The sequence below is a fragment of the Streptomyces sp. NPDC020489 genome, assembly GCF_044386545.1.
Classification (GTDB): domain Bacteria; phylum Actinomycetota; class Actinomycetes; order Streptomycetales; family Streptomycetaceae; genus Streptomyces.
Genome location: NZ_JBIRUZ010000003.1, coordinates 596,351 through 619,194 on the forward strand (window position 1 = coordinate 596,351; position 22,844 = coordinate 619,194).

Consider the following 22,844-nt stretch of genomic DNA (forward strand, 5'->3'; position numbering starts at 1 on the left):
CCTTTACCGGGGGTAACCCGTCGGTAAGTTACGTGGGAGTAACGATTGTTGGTATGTGAACGAAGTCAGGAGGCGCGGTGGGAGTTGCGGGGAGCCGCGGGGGTGGGCAGGGGTGCCTGGGCCGCCCGGGTCACGTCCGCGACCAGCTCGGCCACGTCCGGGCCGTACGCCTGGGAGTTGACCACCTTCAACAGCAGCACGAACGCGTTGTTGCCGTACTTGCGGGCCAACCGCTCGTGGTTGCGGGCGAGATAGCGGGTGGCGGCCTGGTTGGTGATCGCGGTCTGGCCGCAGAACAGGAAGACCGGCCGGTCCTGGCCGGGCATTCCGGCGGTGAGCCGGGCCAGCAGTACGTGTTCGGACAGCCCCTTCTCCATCCGGTAGCGCTCGCTGCCGATCTGGAACGCCAGCCGGTCCGGGCCCGGTTCGGGGTCGGTGTTGACTCGCACCCCGGGCAGCATGGCGTGCATGTGCGCGGCCATGCGCCGATTCGAACCGGGCCCGCCCACGCAGAACTCCGTGCGCTCCCCGAAGCCCTGCCGGGCCGCGTCCTGGGCGACCACCTCGGCGTGCGCGCCGCAGTCCTTGATGAGGGCGGACAGCTCGAGCAGCGCGAAGACGTCGTAGCGGTGCACGGACAGGTCGGGGCCGCCCGCGTCGCGGTTGACGACGAGCAGCGACTCGGAGTTGTCGGGCAGCCCGAAGAAGGCCTGCTTGCGCCGCAGTTTGCGCTTCCACAGGTAGGTGCGGGCCACCCAGCCGAGTGCGGCGCTGATGCCCGCCGCCATCACGCCCAGGACGATGTTGCGCACGTCGTCGTTCATGGGCGCGCATGCTAGCGGGCCGACACGGTTGGTACGTACCGGTGTTCGAAGTGTGGCGTTCTCATGGCAGGTGCCCGGAAGGGGGCTGTCGGGCCCTCGGTGTTCTGGTTACGCTGCGCGGACGGTCCCGGCCTGGAGGTACGCATGCGTCGCCCTGTCGCGCGGAAACTGTCGGTACTGGCGGTCTCGGCCGCCGTGGTGTCGGTGGGGGCGGCGCCGCCCGCCGCTCGCAGCGCCCCGGACAAGGTCCCCGTGGCCGTCGGGTACGGCGGCGCCGTCGCGAGCGTCGACGCCGACGCCTCCGCGGCCGGCATCGAGGTGCTGAGGAAGGGTGGCAACGCGGTCGACGCCGCCGTCGCCACGGCCGCCGCCCTCGGCGTCACCGAGCCCTACTCCTCCGGGATCGGCGGAGGCGGCTACTTCGTCTACTACGACGCCGCATCGCGCACGGTGCACACCATCGACGGGCGCGAGACGGCCCCGCTGACCGCCGGCCCCGACCTGTTCACCGAGAACGGCAAGGCACTCCCCTTCGCCGACGCCGTCAGCAGCGGGCTCGCCGTCGGCACCCCGGGCACGCCCGCCACCTGGGCGACGGCGCTGGGCAAGTGGGGCAGCAAACGACTCGGCACGGTCCTGAAGCCCGCCGAGCGGATCGCGCGCGACGGGTTCACCGTCGACGACACCTTCCGCGCCCAGACCGCGCTCAACGAGACCCGGTTCCGCTACTTCCCCGACACCGCGAAGCTGTTCCTGCCGGGCGGCGCCCTCCCCGTCGTCGGCTCCACCTTCAAGAACCCCGATCTCGCCCGCACCTACGCCGAGTTGGGCCGCAAGGGCGTCGACACGCTCTACCGCGGCCGGCTCGGCGACGAGATCGTCGACACCGTCAACCACCCGCCCGTGGACCCGGCCTCCGGCTGGAACGCCCGACCCGGCGACCTGTCGGAGAAGGACCTCGCGGCCTACCGCGCCAAGCTCCAGGCGCCCACCAGGACCTCCTACCGCGGACTCGGCGTCTACTCCATCGCACCCTCCTCCTCCGGCGGCACGACGGTCGGTGAGGCCCTCAACATCCTGGAGAAAACCGACCTCTCCAAGGCGAGCGAGGTCCAGTACCTGCACCGCTACATCGAGGCGAGCCGGATCGCGTTCGCCGACCGCGGTCGCTGGGTCGGCGACCCCGCCTTCGAGGACGTACCCACGGCGGAACTGCTGTCGCAGAAGTACGCCGACTCCCGTGCCTGCCTCATCAAGGACGACGCGGTGCTGACCAGCCCGGTCGCGCCCGGCGACCCGCGGCACCCGGCGAGCTGCGGCGCCGGGGGGACGGTCGCGCCGACGACGTACGAGGGCGAGAACACCACGCACCTGACGGTCGCGGACAAGTGGGGGAACGTCGTCGCCTACACCCTCACCATCGAGCAGACCGGCGGCAGCGGGATCACCGTGCCCGGACGCGGGTTCATCCTCAACAACGAGCTGACCGACTTCTCCTTCGTGCCCGCCAACCCGGCCGTACACGACCCGAACCTGCCCGGTCCCGGCAAGCGGCCGCGCTCGTCGATCTCACCGACGATCGTGCTGGACCGGCACGGCAAGCCCGTGGTGGCGGTGGGCTCACCCGGCGGGGCGACCATCATCACGACGGTGCTCCAGGTGCTGACGGAGTTCCTCGACCGGGGCACGCCGCTCGTGGACGCGATCGCCGCGCCGCGGGCCAGCCAGCGCAACGCCGCGCAGACGGAGTTGGAGCCGGCGCTCTTCAACGACACCAGCCCCAACGGTTTGCGGGCCCGACTGGAGGCCATCGGGCACTCGTTCAAGCTGAACGCCGAGATCGGGGCGGCGACCGGTGTGCAGCGGCTGCCGGGCGGGAAGTGGCTGGCGGCCGCCGAGACCGTGCGGCGCGGGGGTGGTTCGGCGCAGGTGGTGCACCCGGCGCCGTAGTCACAACTCCGGGGCGGGCGGATCCTCGGTGTCGAAGGTGAGCCGCCCGTCCACCACGTCCACCGTCACCCGGCCGCCCTCGCCCACCCGGCCGTCGAGCAGCAGCCGGGAGAACCGGTTGTCGACCTCGCGCTGGATGGTGCGGCGCAGCGGACGGGCGCCGTACTCCGGCTGGTGGCCGCGGCGGGAGAGCCAGTCGACGGCCGCGCCGGTGAAGTCGGCGGTGACGCCCTGCGCGCGCAGCAGACGCCGGGTGCGCTCCAGCAACAGGTCGGTGATCTGCCGCAGTTGCTCCTCCGTCAGCCGCCGGAAGATGACGATCTCGTCGATGCGGTTCAGGAACTCCGGACGGAAGTGCTCGCGCAGCGGGCGCAACACCTGTTCGCGGCGCGCCTCCTCGTCCGCCTCGGCGCCACCCGGACCGAAGCCGATCCCGGCGCCGCGGCGGCCGATCGCCTCGGAGCCGAGGTTGCTCGTCATCACCACCACCGTGTGGGTGAAGTCGACCGTGCGGCCCTGGGAGTCGGTGAGCCGGCCGTCGTCGAGGACCTGGAGCAGGATGTTGAAGACGTCCGGGTGCGCCTTCTCCACCTCGTCGAGCAGCAGCAGCGCGTACGGGTGCCTGCGGACCACCTCGGTGAGCCGGCCCGCCTCCTCGTGGCCGACATAGCCGGGCGGGGCGCCCACCAGGCGGCTGACGGTGTGCCGTTCCTGGTACTCGCTCATGTCCAGACGGACCATGCGTTCCTCGCTGCCGAACAGGGCCTCGGCGAGGGCGCGGGCCAGCTCCGTCTTGCCGACGCCGGTCGGGCCGAGGAACAGGAAGCTGCCGATCGGGTGGTCCGGGCTGGCGAGCCCGGCGCGGGAGCGCATCACCGCCTCGGCGACCACGCTCACCGCCTCCTCCTGGCCGACGACCCGCTCGTGCAGGTGCTCCGCCAGGTGCAGCAGGCGTTCCTTCTCCTCCTGGGTGAGGCTGGCGACCGGGATGCCCGTCTGACGCGAGACCACCTCGGCGATCGCCTCCGCCGTCACCTCCAGGTGCTGCCCCTCGTCGGCCTCGTCGTGCCCGGTGGCCTCGTCGATCCGCCGCTTCAGCTCCGTGATGCGGTCACGCAGGCGCAGGGCCTCCTCGTACCCTTCGTCGGCGACCGCCTGGTCCTTGTCCCGGGTGAGCTGCTCGACCTCACGCTCCAGGGCCCGTACGTCGGTGCCCTTCGTGCGGGCGCGCAGCCGGACCCGGGCGCCGGCCTGGTCGATGAGGTCGATGGCCTTGTCGGGCAGGCGCCGCTCGGTGAGGTAGCGGTCGGACAGCTCCACGGCCGCCACCAGCGCCTCGTCGGCGTAGCGGACCTGGTGGTGGGCCTCGTAGCGGTCGCTGAGCCCGCGAAGGATCTCCAGGGTGTCCGCGACGGACGGCTCGGGCACCAGGATCGGCTGGAAGCGGCGGGCCAGTGCCGCGTCCTTCTCGATCCGACGGAACTCCTCGAGGGTGGTCGCGCCGACGATGTGCAACTCGCCTCGGGCCAGGGCGGGTTTGAGGATGTTGCCGGCGTCCATCGACGCGGACTCGCCGCTGCCGCCCGCGCCGACGACCGTGTGCAGTTCGTCGATGAAGACGATCAACTCGTCGGAGTGCGCGCTGATCTCGCCCACGATGGAGTTGAGCCGCTCCTCGAAGTCGCCCCGGTAGCGGGTGCCCGCGACCACCCCGGTCAGGTCCAGGGCCACCACGCGCCGCCCGGTCAGCACGTCCGGCACGTCGTCCTCGGCGATCCGCTGCGCGAGGCCCTCCACGACGGCCGTCTTGCCGACGCCCGCGTCACCGATGAGCACGGGGTTGTTCTTGCCGCGCCGCGAGAGCACCTCGATGGTCTGCTCGATCTCCTCGTCACGGCCGATCACCGGGTCGATCCGGCCCTGCCGGGCGAGTTCGGTGAGGTCGCGGCTGTACGTGTCGAGGGTCGGGGTGCCGGTGCCGGTGCCGGTGCCGCGGGGCGCCTCGGGACGGGGTTGCCCGGGGTCCGAGGCCGGCTCCGGCGGCAGGCTCGCGGGTGCGAAGTGGGCCGAGTTGAGGATGTGCCCGGCCGCCGAGTCGGGGTTGGCGGCCAGCGCGCTCAGGACGTGCTCGGGGCCGATGTGCCCCTTGCCGCGGACCCGGGCCAGGTCGTGCGCGTCCAGCAGGGCGCGCTTGGCGGCCGGGGTCAGGGAGAGCGAGGTCGGCGGCGGCGCCTCGCCCGGCGGGTGCTGCACCGGTCCGGAGCGCTCGTCGATCTCCTCGGCCAGCTCGTCGGGGTCCGCGCCGGCCCGGCTGAGCAGCGTCCGGGTCGGCTCGGCGGACAGCGCGGCCCGCAGCAGGTGCTGGGTGTCCAAATCCCGGCTGCCGTGCTCGGCGGCGTACTGGGCGGCGCCCCGGACCAGCTCCCGGGCGGGCTGGCTGAGCAGCCGGCCGATGTTGATCTGCCGGGGTCCGGGGCGGGGCCCGCCGAAGAAGCGGGCGAGGAACTCGCCGAAGGCGTCGTAGTCTTCCGGTCCGCTGAAGCCGCTGGTCATGACCGTTCCCATCCGGCGTTCCCGCGGGGCCCGGGGGACGCCCTCGCCGATCGACGTGCCGGGGCCGGGTAACCCGAGGGGGAGCCGGTTACACCTCTGGCCCACCCTCGCCCAGCGGACCCATCTGTGCGGCGGGCACTCGTCCACCTGTGCGGCGGGTGCCCGTCCGCCACGAGGTCCCGGGCCGGCCGCATCGGGCGTTCGGCCGTGCGCAGGCCGCGTTGGCGCTCGTAGAACACGATCGCACGATCGCTGGTCCACAGCACCTCCGGCCGGGAGGACGCCCTGGCCGGGGTGCGCCGGCCGCTCGGCCGCAGCCGGGGGCGGCGCGGGCATCCGGCGACCGAGTCCGGTGTCGAGGCGGTCCGGGCGGACGTGGGCGGCGGGGCGGGCAGGCGGGTGCCGGTGCCGTGCGGGTGGCGACATGGACCTGGTGGTCCGAGGTGGCTGGCGGAGGCGCGGACGCGGCGCGGTGGGCCGTCCTGGGGCGCGGTCAGCAGGAGCTGGGCGGGCATGCGGGCATTGGGCATGGTGCCTGCCGGGCGCGGTACGGCGGTTGGCGGCGGTTCCTCGGAGTTGCCTGCCGCTACGGGGGCGGGCCGTCCGGCGGTGCGTGCTGCTACGAGGCGTGCCGCTACGGGAGTGTAGATCCTTGAGGGTTCGCGGCGCCCCCTGAGATCGCGGGCGGTCTCGATCCCCGCGGCGCTAGAGGTCAGGGCGGCCTCGCCGTCCCGGCCACCCTCGCCGCTCCGGCGGTCCTTGCGGTCTGGGCGACCCTCGCAGTCCGGGCACCCCGAGCCCATGCGCCCGCGGAAGTCGGTGTTCCCCCGAAGTCGGTGCGCCCGCGGAAGTCGATGCGAACCCGGAAGTCCGTGCGGCCCCCAAAGCATCCCCCTGCGGAAGTCCGCGCGCCCCCGGAAACCCGTGCGGCCTCGCAGCATGCGCTCCCGAAGCCCGTCAGCCCGTCGAAGTCTGTGGGGCCCCCAAAGCCCATGCGTCCGCAGAAGTCGATGCGACCCCCGAAGCCCGCGGCCCCGAAACATGCGCCCCGACCCCGTCCACCCCCCCGACCCCCGCGCAGCCCTCAGTCCGCCCGGGCCGTGAGGATGCGGGGGCCGGCGTCCGTGATGGCGACCGTGTGTTCGGCGTGGGCCGCGCGGGAGCCGTCGTTGGTGCGTAGGGTCCAGCCGTCCGCGTCCGCGTGGTAGCCGTCGGTGCCGCCGCCGATCACCATCGGCTCGATCGCCAGGACCATGCCGTGGCGCAGCCTCATGCCCCGGCCGGGACGGCCCTCGTTGGGGACCCCCGGGTCCTCGTGCATGCGGCGGCCGATGCCGTGTCCGCCGAAGTCCTCCGGGATGCCGTAGCCGCCGGCCCGGCACACCGTGCCGATGGCGTGCGCGATGTCGCCGATGCGGTTGCCGACGACGGCGGCCGCGATGCCGGCGGCCAGCGCGCGCTCCGCGGTGTCGATCAGGCGCAGGTCGGCCGGGCGCGGGGTGCCCACCGTGAAGCTCAGCGCCGAGTCGCCGACCCAGCCGCCGAGTTCGGCGCCGAAGTCGAGCGAGACGAGGTCTCCGTCGCGCAGCCGGTAACGGGTCGGGACGCCGTGCACGATCGCGTCGTTCACGGAGGCGCAGAGGACGGCCGGGAACGGCGTCGGCGCGAAGGAGGGGCGGTAGCCGAGGAAGGGGGAGGAGGCCCCCGCCTCGCGCAACACCTCGTGGGTGACCTCGTTCAGCTCCAGCAGGGAGACGCCCACGTCGGCGGCCTTGCGCGCGGCGGTGAGGGCACGTGCGACGACCTGTCCGGCCTCGTACATGGCGTCGATCGATGTGTCTGTCTTCAGCTCCACCATGCCAATTACTATACCGGTATTAGAATGGGGTCATGGTGCGTACCCCCTTGACCCCGGAAGAGCGCGAACGCGGCGAACGGCTCGGCCGGCTGCTGCGTGCGGCGCGCGGCGACCGCAGCATGGCCGAGATCGCGGCTCGCGCGGGCATCTCCGCCGAGACCCTCCGCAAGATCGAGACCGGCCGGGCGCCGACGCCCGCCTTCTTCACGGTCGCCGCCCTGGCGGCAGCCCTCGGACTCTCCATGGACGACCTGGTCGTCCGGTGCGCGCCGGCGCCCGTCTGACCCGACCCCGCCCGCCGGGGGGCCCGGCACCGCGACGGCGCACATCCTCGCGCCGAGCGGGAAGGGATCTTTGCGTCCGGTTCGAAAAGCCTCCGTAGCCGCGCCGTAACACAACTGGTGTTTTCTACGGACCGGAGTGCTCCGGTCTGGCGGGAGTTGAACGATGGCAGTGGATCAACTCCCAGGTCGAGTACGGGAGTTCGCGAACTATCTGAACGGCCTGCTGGCGCGCCTCGACCAGGGCGGCGGCTGGTGCGCCGTGTTCTGGCAACGCGACCCTGACGGCATGCGGGCCTGCCTCGAAGGGCGTGAGATGCCGCCCTGGGACGTGGTGGAGGCGCTGCTGCAGGACCTGGCCACCGAGCACGGCGTGAGCGAGGTCGCCGCCGAGGCCGGTCGGGCCCGCGCCCTGCACACCGAGGCGCTGGCCGCGTTCGACGCCCGGCCCGGCGGCCGGGACGCCCTCGGTGACCGGCTGGACGTGATGCTCCGCGAACAGCGGTACGCCGCCGAACGCCAGGCCCAGTTGGGGCACGCCCTGGCCGCCGCCACCTCCGGCGAGGAGGCCGACGCCCTCCGCCTCGACCTCGCCTGGGCCCGCGACGACCACGAGCGGGCAACCGCGCGGTGCGCAGAACTCCGCAGTCGTATGAGGCAGTTGGACGATCGCTCGGTGGAGGGCCAGGCGCGGGCGATCCAACGCGGCCGCAGCGGCGGGGTGTTCCGCATCGAGAGCGCCTACGGGCCGGGCGACGCGGGTGACGCGGCTGCCGCCGAGGACGCGCCCGGTGCGGATGCCTCGGGCGGCGCAGGACGGGGCGACGGCTGGTCCCCGAGCGTGCCGCAGCAGCGCGACACGCGTGCGGCGGCGGAGGCGGCGGCCTGGCGTGAGGACACCGGGCGCGATGACACCCGGACGGGACACGCGGGGCCCGGGGGACCCGTGGGCCCTGGGGGAGTCACGGCGGCCGGGGAGCCGGCGGGATCGGCCGGAGCGGCAGAAGGGGCGGGGTGGGCAGGACCGGCGCGTGCCGACGCCCCCGAGTGGGCCGTGACACGCGGGTACAGTCCCGCCGACGCTGCGAGCCCCGCCGACGAGGACGGTCCCCAACCCGGCGCCGGCCCCGCTCCCGCCCCCGAGCCCCCCAAGCAGCGCAAGCGTCGCCGCGGCAGTGCCCGCTTCGCCGGTGGCGCCACGCAGGAGGCCGCCCCCGACGTCGTACCGCCCGCCGTCATGCCCACGCTGCCCGCGCCCGCCGCCCGGACCCGCCGCACCCCGCGCGGTGCCCGGTTCGCCGGTGCCGCCGAGCCGGTCGAAGCGGGGCCCCGGCCGCAGGCAGAACCGGTGGACGCGGGGGCCGGGCAGGAGGTCGTACGGGTCGTCGAGACACTGGTGCGGCTGCGCGCGCAGGGGCGCAGCGGGGAGGCGCACGCGCTGCTCGTCGAGGCCGCCCACTGGCCCGCCGCCCGCTTCCCGCTGCTCGCCGGTGAACTCCAGCGCGCGGGGCTCGGGCACGACTGGGCCACCCTGCTCTGGGAGGCCGCCTCGCTGCCCGCCGAGCGGCTGGTCGCGGCGGCGGACGCGCTGGTCGAGGCCGGGCGCGGCGCCGACGGGGAGCAGATCCTGCGCCAGGGTGTCGCCCGGCCCGCCGAGGAGATCGGCGCCGCCGTCATGGCCCTGGCCGCCGAGGGTCGCCGCCGCGAGGTGCGCGCGCTGCTCGACGCCTACGTCCGGGTCCGCACCCCCGAGGAGGCCGCCCGCAGCGCCGCCTGCGGTCCGGGGACCCTCGTACCGCTGCTGCTGGAGGCGGCCCGGGGCGTCTCGGAGGAGCGCCACTGGGATCTCGTCCACGCCCTCAGGGTCGCCGGATTCAGCGCCTGAGCCGCCCGGACCGGTGTGCCGCCAGGCCTCTCGGCGGCCCGACCGCTCACCCACGAGAGTGTGAAACGTGATCGACTCAGCGGGTTAACGACGATGGTCTTGGCAAGGCCGCCGGGGAGGCTTACTTTCGACCCTCTACGACCTGCGTCTACGGGCGTAGAGGCTCTGAGGTCCCGTCGAAGGAGCAGCTCATGGCCAACGTCGTACGTGCCGCCCTGGTCCAGGCCACCTGGACCGGCGACACCGAGTCCATGGTGGCGAAACACGAGGAGCACGCCCGGGAGGCGGCCCGGCAGGGCGCGAAGATCATCGGGTTCCAGGAAGTGTTCAACGCCCCCTACTTCTGCCAGGTCCAGGACCCGGAGCACTACCGCTGGGCCGAGCCCGTGCCCGACGGGCCGACCGTGGTCCGTATGCAGCAGCTCGCCCGTGACACCGGCATGGTGATCGTCGTACCGGTCTTCGAGGTCGAGCAGTCCGGGTTCTACTACAACACCGCCGCCGTGATCGACGCCGACGGCACCTTCCTCGGCAAGTACCGCAAGCACCACATCCCCCAGGTCAAGGGGTTCTGGGAGAAGTACTACTTCAAGCCGGGCAACATCGGCTGGCCGGTCTTCGACACGGCCGTCGGCAAGGTCGGCGTCTACATCTGCTACGACCGCCACTTCCCGGAGGGCTGGCGACAACTCGGCCTCAACGGGGCCCAGTTGGTCTACAACCCCTCCGCCACCCACCGCGGGCTCTCCTCCTACCTGTGGCGCCTGGAACAGCCCGCGGCGGCCGTCGCCAACGAGTACTTCGTCGCCGCGATCAACCGCGTCGGCGTCGAGGAGCTGGGCGACAACGACTTCTACGGGACCTCGTACTTCGTCGACCCGCGAGGCCAGTTCGTCGGGGACACCGCCAGCGACAAGGAGGAGGAACTCGTCGTCAGGGACCTCGACTTCGACCTCATCGACGAGGTACGGCAGCAGTGGGCCTTCTACCGCGACCGCAGGCCCGACGCCTACGAAGGGCTGGTGCAGCCGTGACCGACAAGGACCTGCTGGGCCGCCACCAGGCCGTCCTGCCCGACTGGCTCGCCCTCTACTACCAGGACCCGCTGGAGATCACGCACGGGGAGGGCCGGTACGTCTGGGACGCCGCGGGCACCAGGTACCTCGACTTCTTCGGCGGCATCCTCACCACGATGACCGCGCACGCGCTGCCCGAGGTCACCAAGGCGGTGAGCGAGCAGGCCGGGCGGATCATCCACTCGTCGACCCTGTACCTGAACCGCCCGATGGTCGAACTCGCCGAGCGCGTCGCCCAGTTGTCGGGCGTCCCGGACGCCCGCGTCTTCTTCACCACCTCCGGCACCGAGGCCAATGACACCGCCCTGATGCTGGCGACGACATACCGGCGCAGCAACACGATCCTGGCGATGCGCAACAGCTACCACGGCCGCTCCTTCAGCGCGGTCGGCATCACCGGCAACCGCGGCTGGTCGCCGACCTCGCTGTCGCCGCTGCAGACGCTCTACGTCCACGGCGGTGTGCGGACGCGCGGCCCGTACGCCTCCCTCGGCGACGACGAGTTCATCGCGGCCTGCGTCGACGACCTCAAGGACCTGCTCGGCCACACCCGGCCGCCCGCGGCCCTGATCGCCGAACCCGTCCAGGGCGTCGGCGGCTTCACCTCACCGCCGGACGGGCTGTACGCGGCCTTCCGCGAGGTGCTCGCCGAGCACGGCATCCTGTGGATCGCCGACGAGGTGCAGACCGGCTGGGGCCGCACCGGCGACCACTTCTGGGGCTGGCAGGCACACGACCGCAACGGCCCGCCCGACCTGCTCACCTTCGCCAAGGGCATCGGCAACGGCATGTCCATCGGCGGGGTCGTGGCCCGCGCCGAGATCATGAACTGCCTGGACGCCAACAGCATCTCGACCTTCGGCGGCACCCAGGTGACCATGGCGGCCGGCCTCGCCAACCTGACGTACCTGCTGGAGCACGACCTCCAGGGCAACGCCCGGCGGGTCGGCGGGCTCCTCATCGAACGGCTGAGGGCGGTCGCCGCGCAGGTTCCCGGCGTACGGGAGGTGCGTGGACGCGGGTTGATGATCGGCGTCGAGCTGACCAGGCCCGGCACCGACCAGGCCGACCCGGACGCGGCGTCCGCGGTGCTGGAGGCGGCCCGTGAGGGCGGGCTGCTGCTCGGCAAGGGCGGCGGCCACAACACCAGCGCCCTGCGCATCGCGCCGCCCCTGTCCCTCACCGTCGCGGAGGCCGAGGAAGGCGCCGCGATCCTCGAGAACGCTCTGAGGAGCATCCGGTAGCAGCACCCTGAGCAAGGGAACGACCGCCATGACCACCACCTTGGACCACCTGGAACCGGCCCTGTCCGTCCGCCAGGTCCTGACCCTGGAACGGGTGCTCGCCGGGGAGCCCGAGGTGGTGGCCGGAGCGGCCCAGCTCGACCGGGCCGTGCGCTGGGTGCACGTCGCCGAGGCCGCCGACGTCGGCGTCATGCTGAGCGGCGGCGAGATGGTCCTCACCACCGGGGTGCTGCTCGCCGGAGATGAGGCGGCGCAGGCCGAGTACATCCAGTCCCTGCACCGGGCGGAGGCGGCCGCCGTCGTCCTGGGCCTCGGGCGGGCTTTCCCCGCCCCGCCGGACGTGATGCGCCGCGCGGCCGAGCGGTGCGGGCTGCCCATGGTCGTGCTGCACCGCCCGTTCCCCTTCGCGGAGTTGACGGAAGAGGTCCAGTCCCGGCTCGTGCGGCGGAAGTTCGCCGCCGTCAGCCTCTCCGAGGCCGTACGCACCACCCTCACCGGCCTCATCACCGCGGGCGCACCGCTGCAACGGCTGCTCGACGAGGTCGCCCAGCACAGCGCCTGTCCGGTCGTCGTCACCAACCTCGCCCACCGCGTCCTCGCCACGGCGGGGGAGCGGCCGGCCGTGGACGACGTGCTGCGGGACTGGGAGCGCATCGCCCGGCAGGCCGGCGGCAGCGAGGGCGACGGCTGGATCCGCGCCGAGTTGGGCGGGCGCGGGGAGCGGTGGGGGCAGATCCTGCTGTGCGGGTACCGCGGGGACACCGCCGCCGGACGGCTGCTCGCCGACCGGGCCGCCGAGGCCCTCGTCCTGCACCGCATGCTCGCCGGGAACTCCGCCCACACCTGGGAGGAGCAGTCCGCGCAGAGCCTGCTGACCGACCTCGTCAGCGGGGTCGTACCGGCGCGGCAGCTGCTGCCGAGGGCGCGGGCAGCGGGGCTGCCGGTGAACCGGCGGACGTTCGTGCCGCTGGTCGTACGGGACGGCGACCCGGCCGAACTCGACCGCGTACTGCGGCTGTTGGGGCTGCCCGGCATCGTCGCCGAGCTCGCCGACGGGGCGACCGCCGTACTGCTGAGCCTGGCCCGGGACCAGGACGCCGCGGTCCTCACGGCGAACTTCGCGGCCCGGCTGACGGAGACGGTGGTGGCGGCGGCCGACCCCCGCACGGACTGGGACGACGTCCCTGCCGGAATGCGGGAGGCCCGGCATGTCGCGGACGCCGTCGCCTCCGGAGTGCTCGACCTCCCGGCCGTCGTACGCCTCAAGGACGTTCATCTACGCGGCCTCATAAGGCTGTTGCGCGACGACCCGCAGGTCCAGTCTTTCGCGGAGCGGGAACTGGACGGACTGCTCCGCGGGGCGGGCGAGGACCTGCTCGCTGTCCTGCGGACGTATCTGGCCACCGGCCGCAACAAGTCCCGCACCGCCCAGCTCCACCACGTCTCGCGGCCCGCGCTCTACCGGCGGCTGGAGGCGATACAGACCCGGCTCGGTGTCGACCTCGACGACTTCGAGCAGGCCGCCTCCGTGCACATCGCGCTCCTCGCGCATGACGCGCAACAGAGCTGAAACACGCTACGACCTGGGAAAACGGCGGTGAAACATGGGCCCACGACAGGGTGACACCGTGCCACGCCGCACGCCCGCAGACGTGACACCGTGCCACTCAAAGCCTGCTTTCGGACTTTCTAGCCTTCTCGCACACCGAGCGACCGGAGGTCCCGATGAGCAGAGTGATCCGTGCCGCCCTCTTCCAGACCGCGTGGACGGGCGACAAGGAATCGATGATCCAGGTGCACGAACAGGCGGCGCGGGACGCGGCCGCGCAGGGTGCTCAGGTCCTGTGTTTCCAGGAGCTCTTCTACGGGCCGTATTTCTGCCAGGTCCAGGACAAGGCGTTCTACGAGTACGCGGAGGCGATCCCGGACGGGCCGATCGTCCGGCGGTTCCAGGCGCTGGCCAAGGAGCTGGGCATCGTCCTGGTCCTGCCGATGTACGAGGAGGAGCAGCCCGGCGTCCTCTACAACACCGCCGCCGTGATCGACGCGGACGGCTCGTACCTCGGCAAGTACCGCAAGCACCACATTCCCCAAGTCCCCGGATTCTGGGAGAAGTTCTACTTCCGCCCCGGCAACCTGGGCTGGCCGGTCTTCGACACCAAGGTCGGGAGGATCGGCGTGTACATCTGCTACGACCGCCACTTCCCGGAGGGCTGGCGGGCGTTGGGCCTCGAGGGCGCCGAGATCGTCTTCAACCCGTCGGCCACCTCGCGCGGTCTGTCGGCCTACCTGTGGCAGTTGGAGCAGCCCGCGGCGGCCGTCGCCAACGAGTACTTCGTCGGCGCGATCAACCGGGTCGGCGTCGAGGAGCTGGGCGACAACGACTTCTACGGGACGACGTACTTCGTCGACCCCGAGGCCCAGTTCGTGGGCGAGGTGGCCTCCGACAAGGAGACCGAACTCGTCGTCCGCGACCTGGACCTGGCCAAGCTGCGGGAGGTCCGCGACCGCTGGCAGTTCTTCCGCGACCGCCGTCCGGACGCGTACGGGCCGCTGACGGCTCCCTGAGGGCGACCGGCACCCCCGCGCCCCCGCAGGGCGCGGGGGACCGCGCGACCAGCCCTCGACGACCGGCACCTTTCCGACAACCGATTGGAGCGTGAACCCATGGTCGGCCGGACCCTCATCCGCGGCGGTCTCGTCATCACCGCGTCCGACGAGATCCACGCAGACGTGCTGATCGAGGACGGCCGGATCGCCGCCCTCGCCGTGCCCGGTACCCAGAGCTGGATCGCGGACCGCACGATCGACGCCACGGGGAAGTACGTCATCCCCGGCGGTGTCGACGCCCACACCCACATGGAGCTGCCGTTCGGCGGCACCTTCGCCTCCGACACCTTCGAGACCGGCACCCGGGCCGCCGCCTGGGGCGGTACGACGACCATCATCGACTTCGCCGTGCAGAGCGTCGGCCACTCCCTGCGCGAGGGCCTGGACGCCTGGCACGCCAAGGCCGAGGGCAACTGCGCCATCGACTACGGCTTCCACATGATCGTCTCCGATGTGAACCAGGAGACGCTCAAGGAGATGGACCTCCTCGTGGAGGAAGGGGTCACCTCCTTCAAGCAGTTCATGGCCTACCCCGGCGTCTTCTACTCCGACGACGGCCAGATCCTGCGCGCCATGCAGCGCTCCGCCGAGAACGGCGGCCTGATCATGATGCACGCCGAGAACGGCATCGCGATCGACGTGCTCGTCGAGCAGGCGCTGGCGCGCGGCGAGACCGATCCGCGCTACCACGGCGAGGTGCGCAAGGCCTTGTTGGAGGCCGAGGCCACGCACCGCGCCATCAAGCTCGCGCAGGTCGCGGGGGCACCTCTCTACGTCGTGCACGTCTCGGCCATGGAGGCGGTGGCCGAACTGGCGCGAGCGCGCGACGAGGGGCTCAACGTCTTCGGCGAGACCTGCCCGCAGTACCTGTTCCTGTCGACCGACAACCTCGCGGAGCCGGACTTCGAGGGCGCGAAGTACGTGTGCAGCACGCCTCTGCGGCCTCGCGAGCACCAGGCCAAGCTGTGGCAAGGCCTGCGGACCAACGACCTCCAGGTCGTCTCCACCGACCACTGCCCCTTCTGCTTCGTCGGCCAGAAGGAACTCGGCCGCGGCGACTTCTCCAAGATCCCCAACGGCCTCCCCGGCGTGGAGAACCGCATGGATCTGCTCCACCAGGCCGTCGTCGACGGGCACATCACGCGCCGCCGCTGGATCGAGATCGCCTGCGCCACCCCGGCCCGCATGTTCGGCATGTACCCGAAGAAGGGCACCATCGCCCCCGGCGCCGACGCCGACGTCGTCATCTACGATCCGCACGCCGAGCAGGTCGTCTCCGCCGAGACGCACCACATGAACGTCGACTACTCGGCGTACGAGGGCAGGCGCCTCACGGGCCGGGTCGAGACGGTCCTCTCGCGCGGCGAACTCGTCATCACCGAGCGGGAGTACACCGGGCACGCCGGGCACGGCACGTACACCCCGCGCTCCACCTGTCAGTACCTCAACTAGGAGTGGCGCCCATGGACTTCGGACTCGTCCTGCAGACCGACCCGCCGGCCTCGAAGGTCGTCAGCCTGATGAAGCGGGCCGAGCGCAACGGCTTCACGTACGGCTGGACCTTCGACTCCGCCGTGCTCTGGCAGGAGCCGTTCGTGATCTACAGTCAGATTCTCGCGAACACCACCAAGTTGACGGTCGGGCCCATGGTCACCAACCCGGGCACCCGCACCTGGGAGGTCACCGCCTCCACCTTCGCCACCCTCAACGACATGTTCGGCAACCGCACGGTGTGCGGCATCGGCCGCGGTGACTCCGCGATGCGCGTCGCGGGCCGCACCCCGAACACCCTGGCGCGGATCAGCGAGGCCATGAAGGTCATCCGGGCGCTCGGCTCGGGCCAGGAGGCCGATCTCGGCGGCACGGTGGTCAGGTTCCCGTGGATCAAGGAGGACGCCCGACTCCCCGTATGGATGGCGGCGTACGGCCCGAAGGCGCTGAAGATGACCGGCGAGGAGGCCGACGGGTTCATCCTCCAGCTGGCCGACCTGTACCTCACCGAGTACATGGTGAAGGCGGTCAAGGACGCGGCCGTCGCCGCCGGACGCTCGCCCGACGAGGTCACGATCTGTGTCGCCGCCCCCGCCTACGTCACGGAGGACGACTCGCCCGAGGCGCTGGCCCACGCACGCGAGCAGTGCCGCTGGTTCGGCGGCATGGTCGGCAACCACGTGGCCGACCTGGTCTCGAAGTACGGCTCCGGCGGCGGCGTGGTCCCGCAGGAACTCACCGAGTACATCAAGGCCCGCGAGGGCTACGACTACTCCCACCACGGCCGCGCCGACAACCCCGACACCGCCTTCGTGCCCGACGAGATCGTCGACCGGTTCTGTGTCATCGGCCCGGTGGAGAAGCACATCGAGAAGCTCAACGCCCTGCGCGAGCTGGGCGTCGACCAGTTCGCCGTCTACGACATGCACGACGCGCAGGAGACCGTCATCGACGCCTACGGCTCGAAGGTGATTCCTGCCGTCAACTCCTGAGCCCCGTCCGTCCGTTCCCCCCGCCCCCCCACACCTTGTCCCCCCTTCCCGCCGTCCCGGGGAGGGGTGGCGGAGCCGGGGCACCTGCCCGCCCCGGCTCCGCCCAAGGCCCCCGCACGGCCTTTCCCGTCCCGCTCTGATCGATTGGCCTGCCCATGACCGACACAGTCCCCACGGGGTCGCCCATATCCCAGTACGCCGGCCCCGACGGCCGGATCGAACTCACCGCCGGCGCCTACCCCGCCGACAGTCCCTTCGCCAACGAGGACCTGCGCCCCGTACCGGTCTCCGAGCGCAAGTGGACGACGTACAACTTCGCGGCCCTGTGGATCTCCATGGCCCACTGCATCCCCAGCTGGACCCTGGCCTCCGGCCTCGTCGCGCTCGGCATGGACTGGAAGCAGGCCGTCTTCACCATCGCCCTGGCCAACGTCATCGTGCTGCTGCCGATGCTCGCCACCGGGCACGCCGGACCCAAGTACGGCATCCCCTTCCCGGTCCTCGCCCGTGCCTCGTTCGGGCTGCGCGGCGCCAACATCCCGGCGCTGATCCGGGCGGCCGTGGCGTGCGGCTGGTTCGGCATCCAGACCTGGATCGGCGGCAGCGGCATCTTCGCGCTGGGCTCCAAACTCACCGGCGGGCACTGGGAGAACGCGGGGAAGATCGCCGGGAACCCGTGGCCGCTGTGGCTGTGCTTCCTGCTCTTCTGGGCGGTGCAGATCGCCATCATCTACCGCGGCATGGACTTTCTGCGGCACTTCGAGAACTGGGCGGCGCCGTTCGTCATCGTCGGCGCGCTCGTGCTGCTGATCTGGATCGCGGTCAAGGCGGACGGCTTCGGCGCCCTGCTCGACCAGCCCTCCAAGCTCGGCTGGGGGCCGGACTTCTGGCCGGTCTTCTTCCCGTCGCTGATGGGCATGATCGGTTTCTGGGCCACGCTGTCGCTCAACATCCCCGACTTCACCCGCTTCGGCGCCAGCCAGAAGGCGCAGACCTGGGGACAGACCCTGGGACTTCCCACCACGATGACGCTGTTCGCGGTCCTCGCCGTGCTGGTCACCTCCGGCTCCGAGGTCGTCTACGGCACCGCCATCTGGGACCCGGTGGAGCTCGCCGCCAAGACGGACAACGCCTTCGGACTGCTCTTCGCCCTGGTCATCGTGCTGGTCGCGACCGTCTCCGTGAACATCGCGGCGAACGTCGTCTCACCGGCGTACGACCTGGCGAACCTGGCCCCGAAACTCATCAACTTCCGTACGGGCGCGCTGATCACGGGTGTCGTCGGCATCCTGATCTTCCCGTGGAAGCTGATCTCCACGCCCGAGTTCTACATCTTCACCTGGCTCGGCGTGGTCGGTGGTCTGCTCGGCACGGTGGCGGGCATCCTCATCGCCGACTACTGGATCGTGCGGCGGACGGTGCTGCACCTGGCGGACCTGTACACGCCCGGCGGCCGCTACTGGTACACCAACGGCTGGAACTGGCGGGCGATCGCGGCCTTCGTGGTCGGCGGGGTGCTCGCGGTCGGCGGGTCCTACTCGGCCGTCGGCGCGGACGGGAACAAGTCTGGGCCCTTCCCGACGGACGGACTCATCCCGTTCCTCAAGCCGCTGGCCGACTACGGCTGGGCCGTGGGCCTCGGCGCCTCGATGCTGCTCTACGTCGCGCTGATGCTGCCCAAGGGCCGCGAGCAGGAGGGCGTCAAGGTCTGACCCGCGCGAATGGGAGGGCGGTCGGTGCTGCTGACCGCCCTCCGGGGCCGTCGGCGCTATTGACCGCCCCTCCGGGGCCGTCCGTGCTACTGGCCGCCCTCCAGGGCCGCCACCGCGTCCTTCGCCGCCTTGATGGCGCCCTTGTTGATCAGATCGGTGCTCGGCGCCTGCTTCGACTCGAAGTCGCTGCCGTTGTAGGTGACGACCACCAGGGCGTTGGAGGCCTGCACCAGCACCACGCCCTCACGTGTCTGCTGCTTGTCCTCCGTGGTGAGGTTCACGACGGAGTAGCCCTGGTCACCGAGGCCCGGGACGTCCCCGCCGCCGCTCCTCTCCCGCACGCGCTCCTTGAACGACGACTGCGCCGCGTCGTCGGAGTCCATGATCTCGAAGGACACGTCCAGCCAGCGGTAGTCGTACCCCTTGAGGGCGTTCCAGGAGCAGGTGCGGCGCAGCTTCGTGTCCGTCGACGGGATCTCCTTGCCGGCAGTCTTGGCGCCGGGGACCAGCGACTTGACGGTCTTCGCGGAGACGCTGCCGCAGGGCGCGGGGGCGGAGGCGTACGTCTTCGAGGCCGCGGCCGTCGCCGGGGCCGAGGCGGACCGGGTGCCGCCGCCCTCCTTCGCCGCGGAGGCGCGGTCGGCGCTCGGCGCGGGGCCGGAGGAGAGCGACCAGCCCGCGACGGCGAGCACGACGACCGGGGACAGCCGTGCGGTCAGGGCGAGCGGCAGAGGCAGGGAACGCATCGGGCGCACTTTTCCGTGGGGGACGGTGCGGAGGAGGTGTCCGCACTGCGGACGGGGACGCCAGTGTCACACGACTCCCTGTGGGGCGGTAGTGCCAACTCGCTCCGTGCATGTGCGGTGACTGCGGCCCGGTCCTGACGGGTTGTGTGTCCTGTTATGTCCGCACGGATCATGTCCGCACGGATCATGTCCGCACGGAGGTGCGCGTGAACGCCGATTCGATCCGGTCGACCGCCAGGAACGCCCCGTATGCCACGAGCTGCACCAGACAGCGGTCGGAATGTTCGGGGCGGCGCCAGGCGGCCACATCCTCGTCCGTGATGCGGTACGGCGCGAGTGCGGCCAGCAGCGCGAGCCGGGCTCCAGGCCGTTCGCGCCGGTCGGGGAAGACCGAGGAGCCGAGGTCGGGGTGCGTGCCGTCCCAGTCCAGGAGGACCTCCTCCACCAGGTCCTGGTCGTCGGCGTCGAGCAGGCCGCTCCCCGCCATGGCCGCCCTGAGCAGCGCCGCGTACGCCGGACCGACGGATGTCCCACCCGCCCACGCCGGGGACTCGCCGGGGTCGGGGAGGTCGAGCAGGGCGAGCGCGGCACCGGGCCGGGCGGGACGGCGTACCGTCCGGGACAGGGCGCGCCCCGCGATGCTGCGGACCGCGCGGAACCGCTGCGCGCCGGCCGGAAGCAGGCTCTCGGTGAGCAACGCGGACACGATCCGGTTGATGAAGTGGAAGGCGAGCGCGGTGCCGAGATAGCCCGGGGCGTGCTCGGCCGGGAACGGGTACGGCTCATGGCCGAGGCTGCCCGGGACCCGGGTCCGCTCGCCCCAGTCGAGCACGCGCGCGTGCACCTCGTTCCCCGGACGCTCCCCGCGCGCGAGGCGCTCGGCGAGGGCGTGGTCGCCGGTGGCGTGCAGCAGCACGGTGTGCGCGTCCACGCAGAACGGGCACCGGTTGGCGAGCGACACCCCGAGCGCAGCCAGCTCCTTGCCGGTGCGGTCGCCGGGGCCCGCGATCAGCGACTCACGCATCAGCGCCCAGGTGGGGGCGAGGAGTTCGGGGGCCGAGGACAGGACCACGAAGGTGACCGGCTCTTCGATGCCGAAGTCGCGGGCGAGCTGTGCGTAGACCTCGGCGACGTGACCGGTGGCCGCCCTGGGCGGCAGGGGCGAAGTGTAGCGGAAGGGTGTGGACATGGGCAGCAGCGTGCCCCGCGCCGCGGCCCGCGGTCGTCGTACGGCCGAAGGCAGTCGCCGCTGCGCCGGTCGGGCCGGACCCGCCCGCCCCCTACTACGCCGGGAGTAGTCGCAGAGTTGTCCACAGGGGGGACGCGGCTGTCGGCGCGGGCCTCTACTGTGCGGACATGGGCGGGCACAGGGTCACACGCAGGCAACTCTCCGACGCGGCACTGGCGGTCGCGGTCGGCGCTCTGGCGATGACCACGATCGCCCTCGACGGCGACACGCCCTTCCTCGACTACCTCCTGGTGGCGGTGAGTTCCGCCGCGCTGGCCTTCCACCGGGCGGCCCCCCGAGCGGTACTGGCCGTCTCGACCGCCTTCGGGGCGGCCCATGTCCTGCACGCGCAGCCCGGACTGCCCGCCGCGCTCCCCGTCCTGGCCGCCGTGCACACCGCCGCCCGGGTCGGACACCGGGGCTGGGCGCTCCTGGCGAGCGCGTTGTACCTGACGGCGTACCTGGTGACGGGACCGACGACCCGGGACATCGTCGAGAATGCCGCGCTGCTCACGGGCTGGTTCCTGTTCGCGGCGGTCACCGGCCTCGCCGACCGCAACTGGCAGGCCTATCTGCGCCAGACCGAACAGCGCGCCCTGGAGGCGGAACGCACCCGTGAGGAAGCGGCGCTGCGCCGGGCCGGAGAGGAACGCCTGCGCATCGCCCGCGAGTTGCACGACTCCCTCACCCACAGCATCTCGATCGTCAAGCTCCAGGCGGGCGTCGCCGTGCACCTCGCCCGCAAGCGCGGTGAGGAGGTGCCGCCCGCCCTGCTCGCCATCCAGGAGGCGAGCGGCGAGGCGATGCGGGAGCTGCGTTCCACGCTGGAGGTGCTGCGCACCGACGAGGTCATGGGCACCCCCGCCCTGCTGGTGGAGCGGGCGCGGGCGGCCGGGCTCGCGGTGGACCTCACGGTGAGCGGCGAGGAGCGCGCCCTGGGCGCCACCGTCGAGAAGGCGGTCTACCGCACCGTCCAGGAGGCGTTGACGAACGCGGCACGGCACGCCGGACCGGCGAAGGTGCGGGTGCGGCTCGCCTACGACGAGGGCCGGGTGACGGTGACCGTGGAGGACGACGGCAGCGCGGCCCCCGACCGGCCCTTCGCGCCGGGCATCGGCCTGACCGGCATGCGCGAACGCGTCACGGCCCTCGGCGGCACCCTGCACGCCGCCCCGCGCGCGGAGGGCGGTTTCGCGGTGCGGGCCGAACTGCCGGTGGGGGGCGCCGCGTGATCCGGGTGGCGCTCGTCGACGACCAGGCGCTGATGCGGGCCGGCTTCCGTGCCCTGCTGGAGGCCGAGGACGGCATCGAGGTGGTCGGTGAGGCGGCGGACGGCGAGGAGGGGCTGGCGCTGGTACGGGCCGAGGTGCCGGACATCGCCCTGGTCGACGTCCAGATGCCGGTGATGAACGGCATCGAGACCACCCGGCACATCGCGGCCGACCCCGACCTGACGGGCGTGCGCGTGGTCATCCTCACCAACTACGGCCTCGACAGCTATGTGTTCGAAGCACTGCGCGCGGGCGCCAGCGGCTTCCTGCTGAAGGACACCGATCCGGCGGACCTGTTGCAGGCGATCGAGGTGGTCGCGGGCGGCGAGGCCCTGCTGTCCCCGGCGGTCACCCGCACCCTGATCGGCGAGTTCGTCTCCAGACCCCCGGACCGCGCCACCGCCCCCGGCCTGGAGTGCCTCACCCGCCGCGAGATCGAGGTCACGGCCCTGGCGGCGCGAGGACTGACCAACGAGGAGATCGCCGCGCACATGGTCATCAGCCCGTTCACCGTCAAGACGCACGTCAGCCGAGCCATGACGAAGCTCGGCGCCCGCGACCGGGCCCAACTGGTGGTGTTCGCCTACGAGTCGGGGCTGGTGCGGCCTCGCGAATGACCGGGGGCGGGGGCACGCGGACGGCCGTCGGCGGCGCTTGTGCACGGTGATCCGGTCCCGTCACGCCGGTGGACGGCAGTGAACGGACTCTGCGGCGCACCTGCAGCTTCCTGGCTGCCCTGCCGGCGGACCCCGGCGCTCTGCTCGCCGAGGCGGGCGAACCAACCAGCGGATCGGAAGGTTCCGCAACACAGCGCAGTACATCGATGGCAGTGAGCATGCAAGGCCGACATTAGGACGGTTGTGATCGGGAATTCGACATTCTCGATCACATCGGCACTCGAACTCCAGATCCTGCTGTGGGATCCCTGTGACACATCGACACGCAAGCTTCACTGGAGCAACAGCATGTGCCCTACACGCGTTCTCGTCCCGGTCGCCGCAGAGCTGCGCTGCCAAGCGGTGGGGTGCCTCTGGTCGGCTTCTGCGTGACCCGTCATCAGGGGGCGAGTTGGCCTACGAGGCCCGAACACGCCTGCCAGTCCCGTACATGACCTTGGCAGCCC

Annotated in this window: 17 protein-coding genes; 12 read left to right on the plus strand and 5 right to left on the minus strand. The window is 72.0% G+C overall.

Translation table 11 applies throughout. The features are described 5' to 3' along the window. Positions 1–65 precede the first annotated feature (65 nt). Positions 66–824, minus strand: coding sequence for a hypothetical protein (locus tag ACH41F_RS09695; RefSeq protein ID WP_391239195.1), 759 nt, complete (start codon positions 822–824; stop codon positions 66–68). 144 nt (positions 825–968) lie between these two features. Here ACH41F_RS09695 and ggt point away from each other — a divergent pair, with 144 nt between their 5' ends. Beyond that, positions 969–2,774 (plus strand): gamma-glutamyltransferase, encoded by a 1,806-nt coding sequence (ggt, locus tag ACH41F_RS09700; protein WP_391239197.1) that lies wholly within the window; start codon positions 969–971, stop codon positions 2,772–2,774. On the opposite strand, the gene ACH41F_RS09705 is transcribed toward ggt, so the two are convergent. Together ACH41F_RS09705 and map are read right to left on the minus strand one after the other, a co-directional pair. After that, positions 2,775–5,327, minus strand: a complete 2,553-nt coding sequence (locus tag ACH41F_RS09705; RefSeq protein ID WP_391239199.1) for an AAA family ATPase — start codon at positions 5,325–5,327, stop codon at positions 2,775–2,777. Positions 5,328–6,411: 1,084 nt separating this feature from the next. Beyond that, a complete protein-coding gene (gene map, locus ACH41F_RS09710; protein WP_391239201.1) occupies positions 6,412–7,185 on the minus strand; it encodes a type I methionyl aminopeptidase in 774 nt (257 codons plus the stop codon). Between the two features lie 32 nt (positions 7,186–7,217). Between map and ACH41F_RS09715 the strand changes: the two genes are divergently transcribed. The 9 genes from ACH41F_RS09715 to ACH41F_RS09755 all read left to right on the plus strand — a co-directional run bounded on the left by ACH41F_RS09715 (position 7,218) and on the right by ACH41F_RS09755 (position 18,476). Then, positions 7,218–7,469, plus strand: coding sequence for a helix-turn-helix domain-containing protein (locus tag ACH41F_RS09715; RefSeq protein WP_391239204.1), 252 nt, complete (start codon positions 7,218–7,220; stop codon positions 7,467–7,469). 163 nt (positions 7,470–7,632) lie between these two features. Further along, entirely contained in the window at positions 7,633–9,351 is a 1,719-nt protein-coding gene (locus ACH41F_RS09720) for a hypothetical protein (RefSeq protein ID WP_398834115.1), read from the plus strand. A 191-nt stretch (positions 9,352–9,542) separates the two neighbouring features. Beyond that, positions 9,543–10,385 carry a nitrilase-related carbon-nitrogen hydrolase gene (locus tag ACH41F_RS09725; protein ID WP_391239209.1) on the plus strand — a complete coding sequence of 281 codons (843 nt, stop codon included), beginning with the start codon at positions 9,543–9,545 and terminating at the stop codon, positions 10,383–10,385. Then, positions 10,382–11,671, plus strand: coding sequence for an aspartate aminotransferase family protein (locus ACH41F_RS09730; protein ID WP_398834117.1), 1,290 nt, complete (start codon positions 10,382–10,384; stop codon positions 11,669–11,671). Before ACH41F_RS09725 ends, ACH41F_RS09730 begins: the two co-directional genes overlap by 4 nt. Positions 11,672–11,699: 28 nt before the next feature. Beyond that, positions 11,700–13,241: a PucR family transcriptional regulator gene (locus tag ACH41F_RS09735; protein ID WP_398834119.1), complete on the plus strand. Its 1,542-nt coding sequence runs from the start codon at positions 11,700–11,702 to the stop codon at positions 13,239–13,241. Positions 13,242–13,396: 155 nt separating this feature from the next. Next, the gene (locus ACH41F_RS09740; RefSeq protein WP_398834121.1) at positions 13,397–14,239 is read left to right on the plus strand and encodes a nitrilase-related carbon-nitrogen hydrolase; all 843 of its coding nucleotides are present in this window, start codon (positions 13,397–13,399) and stop codon (positions 14,237–14,239) included. 99 nt (positions 14,240–14,338) lie between these two features. Further along, positions 14,339–15,733, plus strand: a complete 1,395-nt coding sequence (hydA, locus tag ACH41F_RS09745; protein WP_391239220.1) for a dihydropyrimidinase — start codon at positions 14,339–14,341, stop codon at positions 15,731–15,733. 11 nt (positions 15,734–15,744) lie between these two features. After that, on the plus strand, positions 15,745–16,764 hold the full coding sequence (locus ACH41F_RS09750) for a TIGR03842 family LLM class F420-dependent oxidoreductase (RefSeq protein ID WP_398834124.1): 1,020 nt from the start codon (positions 15,745–15,747) through the stop codon (positions 16,762–16,764). Positions 16,765–16,919: 155 nt separating this feature from the next. Beyond that, complete coding sequence (locus ACH41F_RS09755; protein WP_398834126.1) at positions 16,920–18,476, plus strand: NCS1 family nucleobase:cation symporter-1; 1,557 nt, start codon at positions 16,920–16,922, stop codon at positions 18,474–18,476. A gap of 86 nt (positions 18,477–18,562) precedes the next feature. Here ACH41F_RS09755 and ACH41F_RS09760 read toward each other — a convergent pair whose 3' ends face one another. Both ACH41F_RS09760 and ACH41F_RS09765 read right to left on the minus strand, forming a co-directional pair. After that, a complete protein-coding gene (locus ACH41F_RS09760) occupies positions 18,563–19,222 on the minus strand; it encodes a hypothetical protein (protein WP_391239229.1) in 660 nt (219 codons plus the stop codon). A gap of 184 nt (positions 19,223–19,406) precedes the next feature. Continuing rightward, the gene (locus ACH41F_RS09765; protein ID WP_398834128.1) at positions 19,407–20,411 is read right to left on the minus strand and encodes a carboxymuconolactone decarboxylase family protein; all 1,005 of its coding nucleotides are present in this window, start codon (positions 20,409–20,411) and stop codon (positions 19,407–19,409) included. Positions 20,412–20,578: 167 nt separating this feature from the next. Here ACH41F_RS09765 and ACH41F_RS09770 point away from each other — a divergent pair, with 167 nt between their 5' ends. Then, positions 20,579–21,682, plus strand: a complete 1,104-nt coding sequence (locus tag ACH41F_RS09770) for a sensor histidine kinase (RefSeq protein WP_398834130.1) — start codon at positions 20,579–20,581, stop codon at positions 21,680–21,682. Then, a complete protein-coding gene (locus tag ACH41F_RS09775) occupies positions 21,679–22,338 on the plus strand; it encodes a response regulator (protein WP_398834132.1) in 660 nt (219 codons plus the stop codon). Before ACH41F_RS09770 ends, ACH41F_RS09775 begins: the two co-directional genes overlap by 4 nt. The last annotated feature ends 506 nt before the right edge of the window (positions 22,339–22,844 follow it).